Here is a 15,795-nt window from a genome sequence, read left to right on the forward strand (position 1 = left end):
CGACGAGGTCGGCATGATCCAGACGCCTTCGACACCCCCGCAACCCGCTGACGCGCTGGCGGCGATGCTCACCGATGCCCGCGAGCGCAGCCTGGCGCTGATGCGGGACATCCTCGAGGCCCGCGAACTCGGCCCGCGGCTGGCGATCGTCAATCCCCCGCTGTGGGAGCTCGGCCACCTGGGCTACTTCCACGACCATTTCGCCCTACGCGGCCTCTATGGTCTGCCCGACTACCGGCTCGCCGATGCCGACCGGCTGTTCGATTCCAGCAGCATCGCCCATGATGACCGTTGGTCGCTACCGCTGCCGTCTCGCGAGGAGACCCTGGACTACCTGTCACGGGTGCAGCAGGCCATGCTCGAGCGCCTGCCCGACGGCGACTCCAGTGCCGCCCAGAGCTATGTCTACCAGCTCACCACCCTGCACGAGGACATGCACGGCGAGGCCTTCCTCTATACGCGCCAGACCCTGGGCGACCCGCCCCCCGCACTGGGCACGCCACCCCGGGGCTATCCCACCACTGCGTCCGCCGCCGAGCTCCCCGCCGGTGCGCTGCCCGGGGATGTCGACATCCCGGGCGGGCGCCATCTCCTGGGTTCCGACGAGACCCAGCCCTTCCGCTTCGACAACGAGAAGCCGCCCATGGAGGTCGAGGTGACGCCCTTCTCGATCGCCCGGGCGCCGGTCACCAACGCCGACTTCGCCGCCTTCGTCGACGACGGGGGCTATCGGCGACGCGAGCTGTGGAGCGAGGCCGGCTGGCAATGGCGCCAGCAGCAGGACCTGCAGGCGCCCGTCTACTGGCGCCAGGGTGCCAACCGAGGCTGGGAGGAGCGCGCCTTCGATCAATGGCTGCCGCTGCCCCCCCATCAGCCGGTCGTGCACGTCAGCTGGTACGAGGCCGAGGCCTGGTGCCGCTGGGCCGGCCGCCGCTTGCCCAGCGAGGCCGAATGGGAGGTCGCCGCCAGCCGGGAGCCGAGCTCCGACGGTCGCTCCCTGGCACCGGGCAAGCGCCGCCACCCCTGGGGCGATACGCCGCCGGATGCCGGCCTGGCCAACCTGGATGGCTGGCGCCTGGGACGCCTCGATGTGGCGGCGCTTCCCGACGGCGACAGCGCCTTCGGCTGCCGACAGATGCTGGGCAACGTCTGGGAATGGACGGCCTCGCCCTTCGGCCCCTTCCCGGGGTTCCGCCCCGAGCTCTACCGCGACTATTCGGCGCCCTGGTTCCAGGAGGGCCGCTACGTGCTGCGCGGCGGCGCCTGGGCCACGCGGGCACGGCTGATCCACAACGGCTACCGCAACTTCTTCACCCCGGACCGTAACGACATCCTGGCCGGCTTTCGCACCTGCGCCCTCTGAGACGGGATGCCTCGGCAATTTTCGGTATCATGGCCTTTCCGCTGACCCTGGTTCCACTGCCCACTTGCTACTTACAACGTCCCATAAGGGTTGCTCTCCATGCTCAGATGCCTGCCCCTTGCCCTGGCCCTCCTGCTCGTCACTCTCTCCACCCCGGCCCTGGCCGCTGGCCAGCCCCTGGTCTTCACCGCCATTCCCGACGAGGACGAGACGCGCCTGCAGCAACGCTTCCAGGCCGTGGCCGACTACCTCGCCGAGGCGCTCGATGTCGAGGTGCGCTTCATCCCGGTCACTTCCTACGCCGCCTCGGTCACCGCCTTTCGCAACAACCAGGTGCAGCTGGCCTGGTTCGGCGGCTTCACCGGCGTGCAGGCACGCCAGCTGGTGCCGGGCTCCCGGGCCATCGCCCAGGGCGTGGAGGACCCCGAATACCGCAGCTACTTCATCGCCAACCGGGCCATCGGCCTCGCGCCCCACGACGGTGACAGCGCCCCCGAGGGGCTGCGCGGCCTGACCTTCAGCTTCGGCTCCCGGAGCTCGACCTCCGGGCGCCTGATGCCGGAGCACTACCTGCGCCGGGACCTCGGCGCGTCGCCCGACGAGCTGTTCGACCGGGTCGGCTTCAGCGGCAACCACAGCCGCACCATCGCGGTGGTGCAGTCCGGTGCCTACCAGGCCGGGGTGGTCAGCTACAAGGCCTGGGAGAACGAGGTGGCAAGCGGCAGCGTCGATGCCGAGCGCGTCCAGGTGATCTGGGAATCGCCGCCCTATCCCGACTACCAGTGGACGGTCCGCGGCGATGTCGACGAGCGCTTCGGCGATGGCTTCACCGAGCGCCTGCAACAGGCGCTGCTCGACATGGATGACCCCAACCTGCTGGCCAGCTTCCCGCGCTCGGGCTTCATCCCGGCCGAGAACGACGACTACCGGGAAATCCTCGAGGTCGCGCAGTCCCTGGGGCTGATCGACGAATGACCATGCTGGCGCTGCATGACGCCGTCGCCGCCTATGGCGAGATCCGCGTGCTAGGCCCGCTGAGCCTGACGCTGACGCGTGGCGAGCGCGTGGCGCTGGTCGGCAGGAGCGGTGCCGGCAAGTCGACGCTGCTGTCGGTGATGTATGACCGCTGGCGCGACCAGGGGGCCGCCCTGATGCCCCAGGACCTCGGCCTGGTGGCCACGCTCTCGGTATTCCACAACGTCTACATGGGCCGGCTCGACCGGCACCCCTGGTGGCGCAACCTGCTGACCCTGGTGCGCCCGCGGCCGGGTGACGTGGCGGAGATCGGCGCCCTGCTCACCCGGCTCGGCCTCGACGACAGGCTCTGGACCCCCTGCGGCGAACTCTCCGGCGGGCAACGCCAGCGCGTCGCCGTGGCGCGGGTCGTCCATCAGGGCGGCGGGATGCTGCTCGCCGACGAGCCGGTCTCGGCGCTGGATGGCCCCCTGTCCGAGGTGACCCTGACCGCCCTGACCGATGCCTATCCGACCGCGGTGCTGGCCATGCACGACGTGGAACTGGCGCTGCGCTACTGCACCCGGGTGATCGGTATCCGGGATGGCGCCATCGCCATCGACCAGCCCAGCCAGCGGCTGGCCGCCACCGACCTCCTGCCGCTCTACTGATCATGCCGCTGACCGCCACCCGTCGCGTCACCCTGGGACTGATCCTGCTGGCCGGGGTGTGCCTGCTGTTCGGCGACTTCGAGATCAGTACCCACGCCCCCTGGCAGGCGCTGGGCCGCCTGTTCATGGGGCTGATCCAGCCCGACTTCTCCCGCGTCGACTTCCTCGGCGAGGCCCTGCTGCGGACGGTGGCCTTCGCCTTCACCGGCGTGGGGCTCGGCGCGGCGGCGGGCATGCTGCTGGCCCTGCTCTTCGGGCATGTCTGGGTGCGCACCTTCTGCGCCTTCATCCGCGCCATCCATGAGCTGTTCTGGGCGCTGATCTTCCTGCAGAGCTTCGGCCTGCACCCGATCACCGGGGTACTGGCCATTGCCATCCCCTACGCCGGCACCTTCGCCAAGGTCTATGCCGAGATCCTCGACGAGTGCGACCCGCAGCCGGAACGCACCCTGCCGCGGCGCGCCGGGCGACTCTCGGCGCTGGTCTACACCCGCATCAGTCAGGCCTGGCCGCACCTGGTCAGCTATACGGCCTACCGGCTCGAGTGCGGCCTGCGCTCCAGCGCGGTGATCGGCTTCGTCGGCATGCCGACCCTGGGCTTTCACCTCGCGGGCGCTTTCGCCCAGGGTCACTACGCTACCGTCGGTGCACTGCTGCTGCTGTTCTACGCCCTCATCGCCTCCCTGCGGCTGTGGGCACGGCCACGGCTGCTGCCCCTCTACCTGCTGGCCTCCCCCTTCCTGCTGGGCACCGGGCTGCCGATCATGTGGAGCAACGTCGCGCGCTTCTTCACCGAGGACATCGTGCCCGCCCCGCTGCGCAACGGCGAGGGGCTCGGCGGCCTCCTGCCCTGGCTGGGTGACCTCCTCGCCCACCAGGCCCTGCCCGGCATCTGGAATACGCTGCTGCTGACCCAGATCGCCATGGTGCTCACCGGCGCGCTGGCGATGACGCTGTTCCCGCTGATCTCTCATCATTTCACGGGGCGGCATTTCACTGGCCGGGTGCGCGGCGCCCTGGGGCATGGGGTATTGGTGGTGATGCGCTCCACCCCGGAGTACCTGCTGGCCTTCATCCTGCTGCAGCTGTGGGGACCCTCGATGCTGCCGGCGGTGGTCGCCCTGGCGCTGCACAACGGCGGCATCATCGGCCACCTGATCGGGCGCCGCAGCAACGAGATCCAGCTGCGCCAGGACGCCCCCGGTGGCATGAACCGCTACGCCTACGAGGTGGCGCCGCGCGTCTACGGCCCCTTCCTGGCGCTGCTCTTCTACCGCTGGGAGATCATCATGCGCGAGACGGCGATACTGGGCATTCTCGGCATCGCCACCCTGGGCTTCCACGTCGACAGCGCCATCCAGGAGCTGCGCTTCGACCGCGCCATGGTGCTCATCGTGATCACCGCCCTGCTCAACATCGGCGTGGATATTCTCGCCCGCCGGCTGCGCGCCCGCCTGCGCCTGAGCCACACCGCCCAGAGCGAGCCGTGACAGGCCTGCCGCCCCGAGAGACGAACGCCCCTGCCGGCAGGGGCGTTTCTATATGGGACTCGGGACAGGGTCAGTCCGGCAGATCGGTCACCGCACCGGTGGAGGCGGAACTCACCGCCCTGGCGTACTTGGCCAGCACGCCGCGGGTGTAGCGCGGTGCCGGCTGCCGCCAGGCGGCGCGACGGCGCATCAGCTCATCGTCGGAAAGCCCCACCTCGATGGTGTCGGCCTCGGCGTCGATGGTGATGGTGTCACCGTCCTCCACCAGCGCCAGCGGCCCCCCGTCGAAGGCCTCGGGTGTCACATGGCCGACCACGAAGCCGTGGCTGCCGCCGGAGAAGCGCCCGTCGGTGATCAGCGCCACATCGTTGCCGAGCCCCCGGCCCATGATCGCCGAGGTCGGGGTGAGCATCTCGCGCATGCCCGGCCCGCCCTTCGGCCCCTCGTAGCGGATCACCACCACGTCGCCGGCCACCACGCTGCCGTCGTTGATGCGCGCCTGGGCCTCCTCCTCGGAGCCGAAGACCCGGGCCGTGCCCGAGAACCGGGTGCCCTCCTTGCCGGTGATCTTGGCCACCGCCCCTTCCGGCGCCAGGTTGCCGTAGAGGATCCGCAGGTGGCTCTCGGCCTTGAGCGGCGCCTCCAGCGGGGCGATGATCGCCTGCCCCTCGGGATAGGGCGCCACGTCCGCCAGGTTTTCGGCGAGCGTCCGGCAGGTGGCCGTCAGGCAGTCGCCGTGCAGCAGCCCGGCGTCGAGCAGCGTCTTCATCAGCGGCTGGATGCCGCCGATCTCGACCAGCTCGCTCATCATGTAGTGGCCGCTGGGGCGCAGGTCGGCGAGCACCGGCACCCGCTTGCCGAGGGCGGTGAAGTCCTCGAGGGAGAGCTCGACCCCCATGGTGCGGGCCATGGCGATCAAGTGCAGCACCGCATTGGTCGAGCCGCCCAGGGCGATCACCACGGTGATGGCGTTCTCGAAGGCCTCGCGGGTCATGATGTCCGACGGCTTGATGTCGCGCTCGAGCAGTTCGAGCACCGCCGCACCAGCGGCTTCGCAGTCGTCGCGTTTCGCCTGCGATACCGCGTTCTGGGCCGAGCTGCCCGGCAGGCTCATGCCCAGCGCCTCGATGGCCGAGGCCATGGTGTTGGCGGTGTACATGCCGCCGCAGGAGCCTGGGCCGGGGATTGCCGTCTCCTCGATCTGCTTCACCTCGATCAGGTCGAGATCGCCGCGGCTGTAGGCGCCCATGGCCTCGAACACCGAGACGATATCGGTGTGCCCGGCACCAGGCAGGATGGTGCCACCGTAGACGAAGACGCTGGGCCGGTTCAGCCGCGCCAGGCCCATCAGGCAGCCCGGCATGTTCTTGTCGCAGCCGCCGATCGCCACCAGGCCGTCGAAGCCCTCGCAGCCCGCCACCGTCTCGATGGAGTCGGCGATCACCTCCCGCGACACCAGCGAGTACTTCATGCCCTCGGTGCCGTTGGCGATGCCGTCGGAGATGGTGATGGTGTTGAAGATCACGCCCTTGCCCCCGGCACCGTCGGCACCGGCACTGGCGCGTTCGGCCAGCTCGTCGATATGGCTGTTGCAGGGGGTGAGGTTGCTCCAGGTCGAGGCGATGCCCACCTGGGGCTTCACGAAATCTTCGTCGGTGAAGCCCACCGCCCGCAGCATGGCACGGCTGGCGGCCTTGCCGGGGCCATCCACCACCGGGGCGGAGTGGCGTCGGCGGGGATCCTGTGGTGTATCGCTCATGGGGCGGACTCCTGGTCGATTGGGATTGACCTTCAGAGGGTGGCTGGCGCAGGCCGGCCTGGCAACCCGCCTGGGGCGACGGCCCCGCCCCTGCTGCCCTGTCGGCGATGGCCTCAGCGGGAATGCACGGCGTCGTGGAAGGCCCGCTCCTTGGCCACCGTCTCGCGGAAGCGCTCGGCCATGCGCGCGAAGGCCGCGTCATCCAGCCTGGCCGCCTCCTCGTCCAGGCGCCGGCGCAGCCAGGCGACGAAGTCCTGGAAGGCCGGGTTGTCGTGCAGGTCGATCCACTCCCCCATCAGGGGGGGCAGCCCTTCGGCGCGGGTGACCCGCCGGGCCCATTCCAGGTAGAGCCACTCCGTGACCACCAGCACCGCCAGCATCTCGGCATAGCTGCCGTGCATGCCGGTGTCGTGCAGCAGGCCGCGGAAGTCTCGAGTCGGCGCCAGGTAGTCGGGCGCCACGCGGGCCTGCTCCGGCACCCCGAAGGCCTCGAAGGTGCGCTGGAAGACGCTGTTCTCGTCGCTGGTCAGCATGCCCATGAACTGGCCCAGCACCACGCGGTCGGCCATGCACGGTGCATGGCCGATGGCATGGCCGATCAGCGCGGTGAAGGGGTCGACGAAGCCGTAGTCCTGCACCATGTAGGCGGCGAAGGCCTCGCCGGAGAGCCGCCCCTCGGCCAGGGCATCGAACAGCGGATGGTTCACCGTGGCCGACCAGTCGGGCTCGCTGATCTCACGCAGCCAGTCAGTGATGCGTGCCGATTCGCGGCCGGCGGCCCAGGCGTTCCAGGTCGAGCGGGTGGTCATCGGGCGTCTCCTTCGCGTGCCAGGGGGAATCGGGAAGCCGGCCGGCGCCAGGCGATCAACAGGCTGACCAGGGTCGACGCCAGCAGGGCGCCGAGGAACGGCGGCAGGGTCGGGATGCTGTCCGGGAAGCTGGCCACCAGCACTCCGCCCGCCAGGCTGCCCTGGGCCACCCAGCCGGGCAGGATGGCGCCGAGCAGACCCGCCACGCCGCCGGCCACCGCCGCCAGCGGGCTCATGCGCCGCCACAGGCCCAGCAGCACCGGCACCACGATGGCGGCACACAGCAGGTCGGCGATCAGGAACAGGCGCAGCACCGAGAGCCCCTGCAGCGCCACCCACACCACCGGGACCATCAGCACCACCGTGGCCAGACGCGCCGCCCCGACGGAGAGCCCGCGCCGACCGGCGCTGGCCACCGCCAGCGAGGCGATGGCGTTCTGCAGGGTATCCACGCTGGAGGCCACCAGGGTCACCGCCAGCACCAGTGCCGGCAGGCCCAGCCACGCCGGCGCGGCGGACAGCAGCGCGAAGAAGGGAATCGGCGGCTCGCCCAGCGGCAGCCCGCTCATGGCCGCCAGCATGCCCAGGGCACCGATCGCCAGGATCACCAACAGGGTGCTGACCCCGCCCAGCAGGGCGCCACGACCCAGCGCCCGATCATTCTCGGCCGCCCAGATGCGCTGCCAGTAACCCTGATGGAAGAGGTTGGCCGCGGTCACCGCGATCACCAGCGTCAGCGCCACGCTCAGGGCACTGCCCACCGGAATCGAGGGCATCACCGCCCCCACCGGCATCTCCGGCAGCCGCCATACCGCCACCCCACCGACCAGTGCCAGCAGGGCCAGCAGCAGCCACGCCTGCCAGCGGTCGGTGGCCAGGCTGGCGCGCAGCCCCCCCAGCACCGTATAGACCAGGGTGACCACCGCCACGCCCATCACCACCAGCGCCGGCGGCACCTCGGAGAGCAGCGCGGCGATGGCGCCGATGGCGGTCAGTTCCGCCGCCAGGAAGCAGGCCATGTAGAGGATCGAGACCAGCGATACCCAACGGCGCACCCCGGGTCCGTAGCAGGCCTCGGCAAACTCGCCGATGCTGCGCCCTTCCGGAAGGTGACGGCGGATCGCCGGGCCGTAGAGCCCCAGCACGAGGAACGGCAACGACGAGCCGATGGCGTAGCCGGCCAGCGCCACCGGGCCGACGAAGGCACCGATCTCCGGCGGTGCGAAGAGAATCCAGGCCCCCATGCTCGAGGCCAGGAACGACAGCCCCAGGGTCGAGGCGGTCTGGGAGTTGCGGGCGGTGACATAGTCGTCGAGGGGGCCGCCTGCACGGCGGGCCCTGAGGCCGAGAACGGCAAAACAGAGCAGCGCCGCGCCGAGCACGGCAGACGTCAGGTAGGGCATGTCGCGCTTCCTCCGCCGGTGTGAACCGGGTCAGGTTCCAGGGTCGGCGCTCGTGGCCCTCTCAGCCCGCGCGGCAAGGTGCGGCGGGACTCCCCTGGCGACAGTGGATGTAATATTGTGAACGAACCTCAAGTTACGGCCACAGGGGCCGACATAACGTTCGATCCGATAGCATGACACAACAACGCCGGATTTCGAACGACCATCCTCGCTGGGAACCCGCTCATGCCGTTTACCGAAGCCAAGGAACACGCCCCCGGGCGCCTGCATGCCATCTTCGCCGCCCCTTACTCCGCCTTCGACAACCTGGTGCCCGAGCGCCACCTGCACCTGCGCGTGGCCGTCGAGGCGCTGGTCGGCCAGCCCATGGCCGATGGCCGGCTGCTCCTGCGCGTGATCCATGGCTGGGAAAACGGCTACTTCGAACCCGGCGACCTCAAGCACAGCGACCACCGGATCGGTTCGCTGGACGACCTGCGCGATATTGCCACCCGCTATCACCGGGCCTTCGAGGCCCAGGCGCCCCTGCCCCGCGACGACGCCTCGCTGCTGGCCGGGCCGCTGGCCGCCGCCATCGCCGCCGCCGAGGCCGCCGGCCAGTCCCTCGACGACGAGACCCGCACCAGCCCCGCCCGCTGGCCCGCCTTCGAGCACGGCCTCACCCTCTATACCTTCTTCAAGGTCTACCACCGCCTCACCTATGGCGAGGACGACGCCTACCGCGCCATCCACTGCGAGACGCCCGACGGCCCCCGCGAGATCCACGAGTTCCACCTAGAGGAAGGCGAGTTCGCCGTGATCGCCCCCGCCGAGGGAGAGGCCGGCGACAGCGTGCTGCTGCTGCACGAGAGCCAGCTCAAGCCGGTGCTGCAGTTGCTGGAGGAGTGCCGACCCTTCAGCTGATTCGCTACTGGCGAAAGCACTCACGGAAGTGCCAAGCCAGGTACTCGCGATTGGGATAGGTCGCTGGGGGCAGATCGAGAGGCTGTCCGTCGAGATCCATCAACTGGCCTTTCAGCCGGCCATTGTGGTGACCCTCAGCCAGTTCGTGAGAGACGCAAATGCGCCCCCGAGCATCGATCGCCAACAAACCCTTGTCGAAGGCGCGATCATGCAAGGCGTTGAGACAGAGCCCGTTGGCCGGGTCGAGGCGTGATTCGGGACGTTCCTCCCAGGGGACGATATGGCTAGCGATTAGCAGGTCCTCATGGCACAGCCCGGTGATCACACAGCGAGTGTCATAGCGGATCATCACTGCCTTGCGGAAGAGCGGCTGCCCCACGCGCCGCTTCTGCAGTCCCACGGAGTCCTTGCCCGTATAGTCAGGCTCCCGTTTGCCCTCACCTTGCTCCATCTCTCCATGGAGCGACAACCAGGCCTCCTCGCACTCACGTGCCACGGTTTCCGGTTCTGCGATAAAGCGTTGCCAAAGCAGGCGGTCCTGTTGGGATGCACCTGAGAGCCCCTTCTTGCCCAGCGCCAGCACCTCGGGATCGAGACTAGCGTAATTGGAGAGCTTCATAGCAACCGAATTGGCCGAGCGGCTCAGATACTCGGCCAACTGGATGACTTCAGGCCGTCCCCGGTGTAACTGCCCAAACGTCAGTCGGCAGTAGAGTGACAACACCTGTAGCCGGTCTTGATCCGTCCATGCCTTTCTTTCCGTTGTCATGACTTCCCCTCAACGTCCCTGCCTCGAGCCTACGTCGGGACCTTTGGAGAAGCCAGTCTGCTCACTTCTCCCTCGGCACCCGGCCCATCAGGTAGAATTCCTCGTTGGGCGGGGTGCCGGCGAGGGTGACCAGGCGGTTGGACATGCCGAAGAAGGCGGCGATGGCGCCGATGTCCCAGATGTCGTCCAGGGTGAAGCCAGCCTCGAGCAGGCGGGCCTGCCACGCGTCGGTGAGCTCGCCCACCTCCAGGCCCGTGTGGAAGGCGAAGTCGAGCATCACCCGGTGGCGCTCGCTCAGGTCGGCGACGCGGTGGTTGACGGCGACCTGGTCGGCGAGCAGCGGGTCCTTGCTGTAGATGCGCACCAGGGCGCCGTGGGCCACCACGCAGTAGAGGCAGCGGTTGCGCCCACTGGTGGCCACCACGATCATCTCCTTCTCGGCCTGGGTCAGGGTGTCCGACTCGCGCTCCATCAGGGCGTCGTGATAGGCGAAGAAGGCGCGGAATTCGGCCGGGCGATGGGCCAGCATCAGGAAGACATTGGGCACGAAGCCGGCCTTCTCCTGCACCGCCAGCATGGCGTCGCGGATGTCATCGGGCAGGTCGTGGATCGACTCGGGAACGGGAAATCGGCTGATGGGCTGGGTCACCACGGGGCGCTCCTGGGGTTGTGGGTCTTGTGATCAGGCGTAACCTACAGCTAACGTCAACGTCAAGCATCTTGTCCAGTCGCATATGAAGCGGCCCGCCTCCCTTCCCCGGCGACCAACCTCCCGCGGGGATTGCCCCACGATGCAAGGTCGGCCACTATCGCTCCATGGGGGCCGGCCGTCCTTCTCGACCTGGGAGGCGGCTAGCAGCCTGTCGGATTTGACCGATCGTCGCGAGAAAGACGGATTTCGAGTCAAGTTTATCGATCTGATGAGGCGAATAGCGCGCTATTTAACGAATCAGATCGAATGAAATTGGCCGAAAGCCCGGGTTTCGCAGTAGATCAGCGTTAAGTCCGACAGGCTGCTAGGCTCACGAAGCGGTGCCCGACGAGGCCCTCGTCAAGCCCCGACACGACGCAGCATGCATGGACTCCCGGTATGGCTGATCGAGATGGTGCCGAGTTTTCGGCGTGGAATCCCGGCCTCGAGGCCGACCTGCCCAGGCGCTACAAGCCCCTGGAGACGATTCATCGACCGGCCAACGTCTATTCTCACCTGTCCGACATCCCGGAGCTGCGAGCCCTCACCGGGCTCCCGGAAGAGGAGTTGGTCGCGTTCCGGGCGGAACGCCTGGTGCTGCACGAGCTGATCGTGCAGGTGACGGCCGATGTCGTGGTCCTCGAAGGTGAAGAGGAGGAGCTGCTGGGGCAGCACTTTCGCCGCATCACGCTCAAGATCTTGTCCGACTACCTGACTCCCCATCTGCCGGCGTTTCAGCAGGAGTATGACCGATTGTATGACGAGATACACGGCAGGGTGGGCAACATCCTCGCCGCGGCCTTCGCTCCCGAACCAACGGTGGTCGATCCCGAGCCAGACTCCTTCCTGTCCAGATGGTTTGGCAAACGCCGTACCCCGCCCCAGCAGACGGACCACCGGTCCATCGAGGAACGTCATCATGACGTGATCAGGGGCATCAAGGACAAGGGACTGGCCGCTCGAGCCGAACTGGAGAGGGCCGTCCACAAGAGCACTTACCGTGTCCTGAATTCGATCGGTGGCACCCAGGGCCATATCGGGGTGGACCGGGAGCTGCTGGCGAGGTTGATCACCCAGCATGTGTGCAACGACTTCGGCAGCCGCCACCTCGGCCAGAAGATAGCGCCCCATGTCGAACGAGCCATGAAAGTCGAGGGCTACGGCCGGCTCCCCTGCGCCAGAGAGCCGATCCTGATTAGCCTCAAGGGGGCCTCGGCAGCCGGCAAGAGCTCCCTGCGCCCCTTCCTGAAGGACACCTTGCGGGACCTGGGCATCCAGCCCGACCAGTACGGCACCATCTCCCCCGACATCTGGCGCCGCCTGCTCCTCGACTATGAGGACCTCGGCGAGGCCTACAAGTATGCCGGTCGCCTGGCCGGCAAGGAGGTCAAGCTCATCGATGCCAAGCTGGACCGCTACATCCGCGACAAGGCCCAGCGCGACCGCTCCATCCCGAACCTGCTGATCGACCGGTTTCGCTTCGACAGCTTCTCCATGGACAGGGTACCGCGGCTCCTGGATGCCACCTATGCGAAACATGTCGCCACCATGTACTTCTATTTCGTCGTCACCCCGCCGGAGGCGACGGTGGAGCGCGGCTGGGAGCGCGGCTTGACGCGGGGGCGTTACAAGGCGGTGGAGGACTTCCTGGGGCACTGCGTGGAGGCCTATGACGGGATGCCCAGGCTGCTCTTCAAGTGGCTGGACAGCCGGCATCCCCGGCTCGAGTACGTCTTCCTGGACAATAGCGTCCCCAAGCACACCCCGCCGACGACCATCGCCCATGGCACCCGCGAAGTCCTTCACATCCTGGCCCCCCTGGGCCTGGTCAACATCGACCGCTACAAGAAGATCAACACCCTGGCGACATGCCCGGCGGAGGTCTATCCCGACGATGACACTCTGTCGATCGGCAGGAACTGTGCCTTCCTCAAGCGGTGCATCGCCAAGGTGCCGGAGGTCCGCTTTGTCGACGACGCGACCGGAAAGGTGTACCTGCAAGCCTCGGCAGGCCGCTTCTCGGTGGTGGACCCCATGATCCTGCGGGCCAGACGGGAGGCTCCGGAGCTCGCGGAGCTGTTCGCCACCCTCGGGGTGCCCGAGCGCTTCCCTTAGCGCCATCCCTTGAGATAAAAAACGGCCCCGCCTCTCACGAGACGGGGCCGCGTTTCACGCCCTTGCCGGTATCAGTGCAGCGAGATGGTGCTGTTGATGCCGCTGGAGACGTTCTCGGGCTCGAACCAGCGCGCGGTGACGGTCTTGGTCTGGGTCCAGAACTGGATCGCCTGCTTGCCGTTGGGGCCCAGGTCACCCAGCTTGGAGCCGCGCGAGCCGGTGAAGCTGAAGTAGGCTACCGGCACCGGGATCGGCACGTTGATACCCACCTGGCCGACGTCGATCTCGGTCTCGAAGCGCCGCGCCACCCAGCCGGAGTTGGTGAAGATCGAGGTGCCATTGCCGTTGGGGTTGGCGTTGATGAACTCGATCGCCTCATCCAGGGTGTCGACGCTGACCACACACAGCACGGGGCCGAAGACCTCCTCGCGGTAGATGGTCATGTCGGCCTTGACGTCGGCGAAGACGGTGGGGCCGACGAAGTTGCCGTCCGGGTAGCCCTCCACCTGGCAGCCGCGGCCGTCGACCAGCAGCTTGGCGCCCTCCTGCTCGCCAACGCCGATCAGGCGTACCACGCGATCGCGGGCGGCCGAAGAGACCAGCGGGCCGAGGTCGGCATCGCGCTGGGTGCCCGGGCCGACCTTCATGGCCCGCGCGCCCTCGACGATGTCCTCGAGCCACGCCTGAGCCTCGCCCACCAGCACCACCACGGAGTTGGCCATGCAGCGCTGGCCGGCGGCACCGAAGGCGGAGCCCAGCAGGTTGTTGATGGCCTGGCTGCGGTTGGCGTCGGGCATCACCACGCAGTGGTTCTTGGCGCCCATCATCGACTGCATGCGCTTGCCGGCCTCGCTGGCACGACGGTAGAGCTGCGTGCCGACATGGGTCGAGCCGATGAAGGAGAGCGCCTTGATGTCCGGGTGGTCGGCGATCTGGTTGGCCACGTCCGGGCCGCCGTGCACCACGTTGAGCACGCCCGCCGGCACGCCGGCCTCGTGGGCCAGCTCGACCAGCCGCATGGTGGAGCTGGGGTCCTGCTCGGAGGGCTTGAGCACGAAGGTGTTGCCGGTGGCGATGGCCAGCGGGAACATGAAGCAGGGCAGCATGACCGGGAAGTTGAAGGCGGTGATGCCGGCGCCCACGCCCAGCGGCTGGTTCAGGGTGTAGACGTCGACCTCGTTGGCGGCGTTCTCGGCCAGTTCGCCCAGCTGCAGCGAGGTGATCGAGCAGGCGTGCTCGACCACTTCCAGGCCGCGGCCCACCTCGCCCTCGGCGTCGGGCAGGGTCTTGCCGTGCTCCTCGGTGATCAGCGCGGCGAGCTCACCGGTGTGCTCGCGGATCAGCGCCTGGAGCTTGAGCATGATGCGCATGCGCTTGCCCAGCGGCACCTTGCGCCAGGTCTTGAAGGCCTCCTTGGCGCTGGCCACGGCGCGGTCGACTTCCTCGGCGCTGCAGAACGGCACCCGCGCGACCACTTCCTGGGTGGCCGGGTTGACCACGTCGCGCCACTCCTGGCTCTGGGACGGGACGGCCTGGCCGTCGATGTACATGGGGATCTCGCGAATGGACATGGTGGCGTGCTCCTCTCTTGCGTTGTCTTGTTGTTCGACACTGGAAGTCGACATTCGACTTTATGTGCATGTCAGCACGGAATGTGATGTCATCGAGTCTATCCAGACGCTCGATGGCATGACAACGAGCACTCTGGCACATTTCTTGTGCATCCATGCACAAGCAGGCCGATCAGGGAGGCACCGATGCTGGACTGGCAGGATATCCAGATCTTCCTGGAGGTGGCGCGCAGCCAGCGCCTCACCGACGCCGCCCGGCGCCTGGGGCTGGACCACTCCACGCTGTCGCGGCGCACCCGCCGCTTCGAGCAGAAGCTCAATACCCAACTCTTCGAGCGCAGCACCCACGGCTACTACCTGACCGAGGCCGGTCAGCAGCTGCTCGCCCACGCCGAGGAGATGGCCCGCCACGCCATCGAGGCCGGCGAGAGCCTCACCGACAAGAACCACCAGATCGGCGGGCAGATCCGCCTGGGGGTGACCGAGGGCTTCGGTACCTGGGTGATCGCCCCGCTGCTCTCGGCGTTCTGCGCACGCCACCCCGGGGTGACCCTCGACCTGCTCGCCCTCCCCCGGGTGGTCAACCTCAGCCGCCACGAGGCGGACCTGGCGATCACCGTGGAGCGCCCGGTGAGCCCGGGGCTGGTGATCTCGCGGCTCTGCGACTACCGCCTGCGGCTCTACGGCAGCCGCGACTACCTGGCCCGCCACGGCACCCCGCAGCATCTGCCCGAACTGGCTCGGCACCGCTTGATCGGCTATGTCGACGACCTGATCTTCAGCGAGCAACTCAGCTACCTGGAACCGCTGCTCGACCCCGCGGTGGTCGGCCACCCGGGACCCCACTTCGCCATGCGCAGCACCAGCGTGACCACCCAGCACGCCGCCACCCTGCATGGGGCAGGGCTGGCCGTGCTGCCCTGCTTCATGGCGGAGACCAGCGAGTCGCTGGTCAAGGTGCTGGACGACGAGGTCGAGGTGATGCGCCAGTTCTGGATCACCGCCCGCCAGGAGCAGCGCCGCCTGGCCCGGGTGCGGCTGCTGTGGGATTTCCTGCGCGAGGCGCTGGAGGCCAACCGCGCCTTCCTGATGGGCGAGGCCAGGGAGCTGATGGTGCCGGCTATCGAGGCCTGAGGCTCAGCCCCGGGCGCGACGCAGCAGGCATGCACGATGAGAAATAACTATCGACATGGTCAGAAAAGGCACTTGGAGCCCATGAGGCAGGGCACGCTACGTTGTAGGTAGTAGATAGAAAAGGAGCCCCGCTGTTTCTGCCCACCTGCCGTCGGCCAGGGTT

At 68.0% G+C, this 15,795-nt stretch carries 13 protein-coding genes; 7 read left to right on the forward strand and 6 right to left on the reverse strand.

The window, feature by feature from the left end; genetic code table 11:
* Window positions 1–13 precede the first annotated feature (13 nt).
* From senA to CR157_RS05425, 4 genes are all read left to right on the forward strand, one after another.
* Window positions 14–1,363: a selenoneine synthase SenA gene (gene senA / locus CR157_RS05410; RefSeq protein WP_110282470.1), complete on the forward strand. Its 1,350-nt coding sequence runs from the start codon at window positions 14–16 to the stop codon at window positions 1,361–1,363.
* Between the two features lie 99 nt (window positions 1,364–1,462).
* Entirely contained in the window at window positions 1,463–2,338 is an 876-nt protein-coding gene (locus tag CR157_RS05415; RefSeq protein ID WP_110282471.1) for a putative selenate ABC transporter substrate-binding protein, read from the forward strand.
* A 2-nt stretch (window positions 2,339–2,340) separates the two neighbouring features.
* The gene (locus tag CR157_RS05420; RefSeq protein ID WP_240567024.1) at window positions 2,341–2,988 is read left to right on the forward strand and encodes an ATP-binding cassette domain-containing protein; all 648 of its coding nucleotides are present in this window, start codon (window positions 2,341–2,343) and stop codon (window positions 2,986–2,988) included.
* A gap of 2 nt (window positions 2,989–2,990) precedes the next feature.
* The gene (locus CR157_RS05425) at window positions 2,991–4,478 is read left to right on the forward strand and encodes a PhnE/PtxC family ABC transporter permease (RefSeq protein WP_110282473.1); all 1,488 of its coding nucleotides are present in this window, start codon (window positions 2,991–2,993) and stop codon (window positions 4,476–4,478) included.
* Between the two features lie 70 nt (window positions 4,479–4,548).
* On the opposite strand, the gene ilvD is transcribed toward CR157_RS05425, so the two are convergent.
* The 3 genes from ilvD to CR157_RS05440 form a co-directional block, all read right to left on the reverse strand.
* Window positions 4,549–6,237 carry a dihydroxy-acid dehydratase gene (ilvD, locus tag CR157_RS05430; protein ID WP_110282474.1) on the reverse strand — a complete coding sequence of 563 codons (1,689 nt, stop codon included), beginning with the start codon at window positions 6,235–6,237 and terminating at the stop codon, window positions 4,549–4,551.
* A 113-nt stretch (window positions 6,238–6,350) separates the two neighbouring features.
* Window positions 6,351–7,046 carry a TenA family protein gene (locus tag CR157_RS05435; RefSeq protein WP_110282475.1) on the reverse strand — a complete coding sequence of 232 codons (696 nt, stop codon included), beginning with the start codon at window positions 7,044–7,046 and terminating at the stop codon, window positions 6,351–6,353.
* Window positions 7,043–8,449, reverse strand: a complete 1,407-nt coding sequence (locus CR157_RS05440; protein WP_110282476.1) for a sodium:solute symporter family transporter — start codon at window positions 8,447–8,449, stop codon at window positions 7,043–7,045. Before CR157_RS05440 ends, CR157_RS05435 begins: the two co-directional genes overlap by 4 nt.
* Before the next feature lie 225 nt (window positions 8,450–8,674).
* On the opposite strand from CR157_RS05440, the gene CR157_RS05445 reads away from it, so the two are divergent.
* A complete protein-coding gene (locus CR157_RS05445) occupies window positions 8,675–9,352 on the forward strand; it encodes a hypothetical protein (RefSeq protein ID WP_110282477.1) in 678 nt (225 codons plus the stop codon).
* 4 nt (window positions 9,353–9,356) lie between these two features.
* On the opposite strand, the gene CR157_RS05450 is transcribed toward CR157_RS05445, so the two are convergent.
* Window positions 9,357–10,121 (reverse strand): HNH endonuclease, encoded by a 765-nt coding sequence (locus CR157_RS05450; RefSeq protein ID WP_110282478.1) that lies wholly within the window; start codon window positions 10,119–10,121, stop codon window positions 9,357–9,359.
* 61 nt (window positions 10,122–10,182) lie between these two features.
* Window positions 10,183–10,770 carry a peroxidase-related enzyme gene (locus CR157_RS05455; protein ID WP_110282845.1) on the reverse strand — a complete coding sequence of 196 codons (588 nt, stop codon included), beginning with the start codon at window positions 10,768–10,770 and terminating at the stop codon, window positions 10,183–10,185.
* A 441-nt stretch (window positions 10,771–11,211) separates the two neighbouring features.
* Between CR157_RS05455 and CR157_RS05460 the strand changes: the two genes are divergently transcribed.
* Window positions 11,212–12,927 (forward strand): hypothetical protein, encoded by a 1,716-nt coding sequence (locus tag CR157_RS05460; protein WP_110282479.1) that lies wholly within the window; start codon window positions 11,212–11,214, stop codon window positions 12,925–12,927.
* Between the two features lie 71 nt (window positions 12,928–12,998).
* Here the strand turns inward: CR157_RS05460 and CR157_RS05465 are convergent, their stop codons facing one another.
* Complete coding sequence (locus CR157_RS05465) at window positions 12,999–14,498, reverse strand: CoA-acylating methylmalonate-semialdehyde dehydrogenase (RefSeq protein ID WP_110282480.1); 1,500 nt, start codon at window positions 14,496–14,498, stop codon at window positions 12,999–13,001.
* A 186-nt stretch (window positions 14,499–14,684) separates the two neighbouring features.
* Here CR157_RS05465 and CR157_RS05470 point away from each other — a divergent pair, with 186 nt between their 5' ends.
* The gene (locus tag CR157_RS05470; RefSeq protein ID WP_110282481.1) at window positions 14,685–15,632 is read left to right on the forward strand and encodes a LysR family transcriptional regulator; all 948 of its coding nucleotides are present in this window, start codon (window positions 14,685–14,687) and stop codon (window positions 15,630–15,632) included.
* Window positions 15,633–15,795: the final 163 nt, after the last annotated feature.

The sequence above is a fragment of the Halomonas sp. LBP4 genome (genome assembly GCF_003202205.1).
Taxonomy (GTDB): Bacteria; Pseudomonadota; Gammaproteobacteria; order Pseudomonadales; family Halomonadaceae; genus Halomonas; species Halomonas flagellata.

What these genes read in the sequence shown, in the direction of transcription:
- senA (WP_110282470.1), top strand. Translation starts at nt 14, where the DNA reads ATGATCCAGACGCCTTCGACACCCCCGCAACCCGCTGACGCGCTGGCG.
- CR157_RS05435 (WP_110282475.1), bottom strand. Translation starts at nt 7,046, where the DNA reads ATGACCACCCGCTCGACCTGGAACGCCTGGGCCGCCGGCCGCGAATCG.
- CR157_RS05425 (WP_110282473.1), top strand. Translation starts at nt 2,991, where the DNA reads ATGCCGCTGACCGCCACCCGTCGCGTCACCCTGGGACTGATCCTGCTG.
- CR157_RS05440 (WP_110282476.1), bottom strand. Translation starts at nt 8,449, where the DNA reads ATGCCCTACCTGACGTCTGCCGTGCTCGGCGCGGCGCTGCTCTGTTTT.
- CR157_RS05450 (WP_110282478.1), bottom strand. Translation starts at nt 10,121, where the DNA reads ATGACAACGGAAAGAAAGGCATGGACGGATCAAGACCGGCTACAGGTG.
- CR157_RS05470 (WP_110282481.1), top strand. Translation starts at nt 14,685, where the DNA reads ATGCTGGACTGGCAGGATATCCAGATCTTCCTGGAGGTGGCGCGCAGC.
- ilvD (WP_110282474.1), bottom strand. Translation starts at nt 6,237, where the DNA reads ATGAGCGATACACCACAGGATCCCCGCCGACGCCACTCCGCCCCGGTG.
- CR157_RS05415 (WP_110282471.1), top strand. Translation starts at nt 1,463, where the DNA reads ATGCTCAGATGCCTGCCCCTTGCCCTGGCCCTCCTGCTCGTCACTCTC.
- CR157_RS05465 (WP_110282480.1), bottom strand. Translation starts at nt 14,498, where the DNA reads ATGTCCATTCGCGAGATCCCCATGTACATCGACGGCCAGGCCGTCCCG.
- CR157_RS05460 (WP_110282479.1), top strand. Translation starts at nt 11,212, where the DNA reads ATGGCTGATCGAGATGGTGCCGAGTTTTCGGCGTGGAATCCCGGCCTC.
- CR157_RS05420 (WP_240567024.1), top strand. Translation starts at nt 2,341, where the DNA reads ATGCTGGCGCTGCATGACGCCGTCGCCGCCTATGGCGAGATCCGCGTG.
- CR157_RS05445 (WP_110282477.1), top strand. Translation starts at nt 8,675, where the DNA reads ATGCCGTTTACCGAAGCCAAGGAACACGCCCCCGGGCGCCTGCATGCC.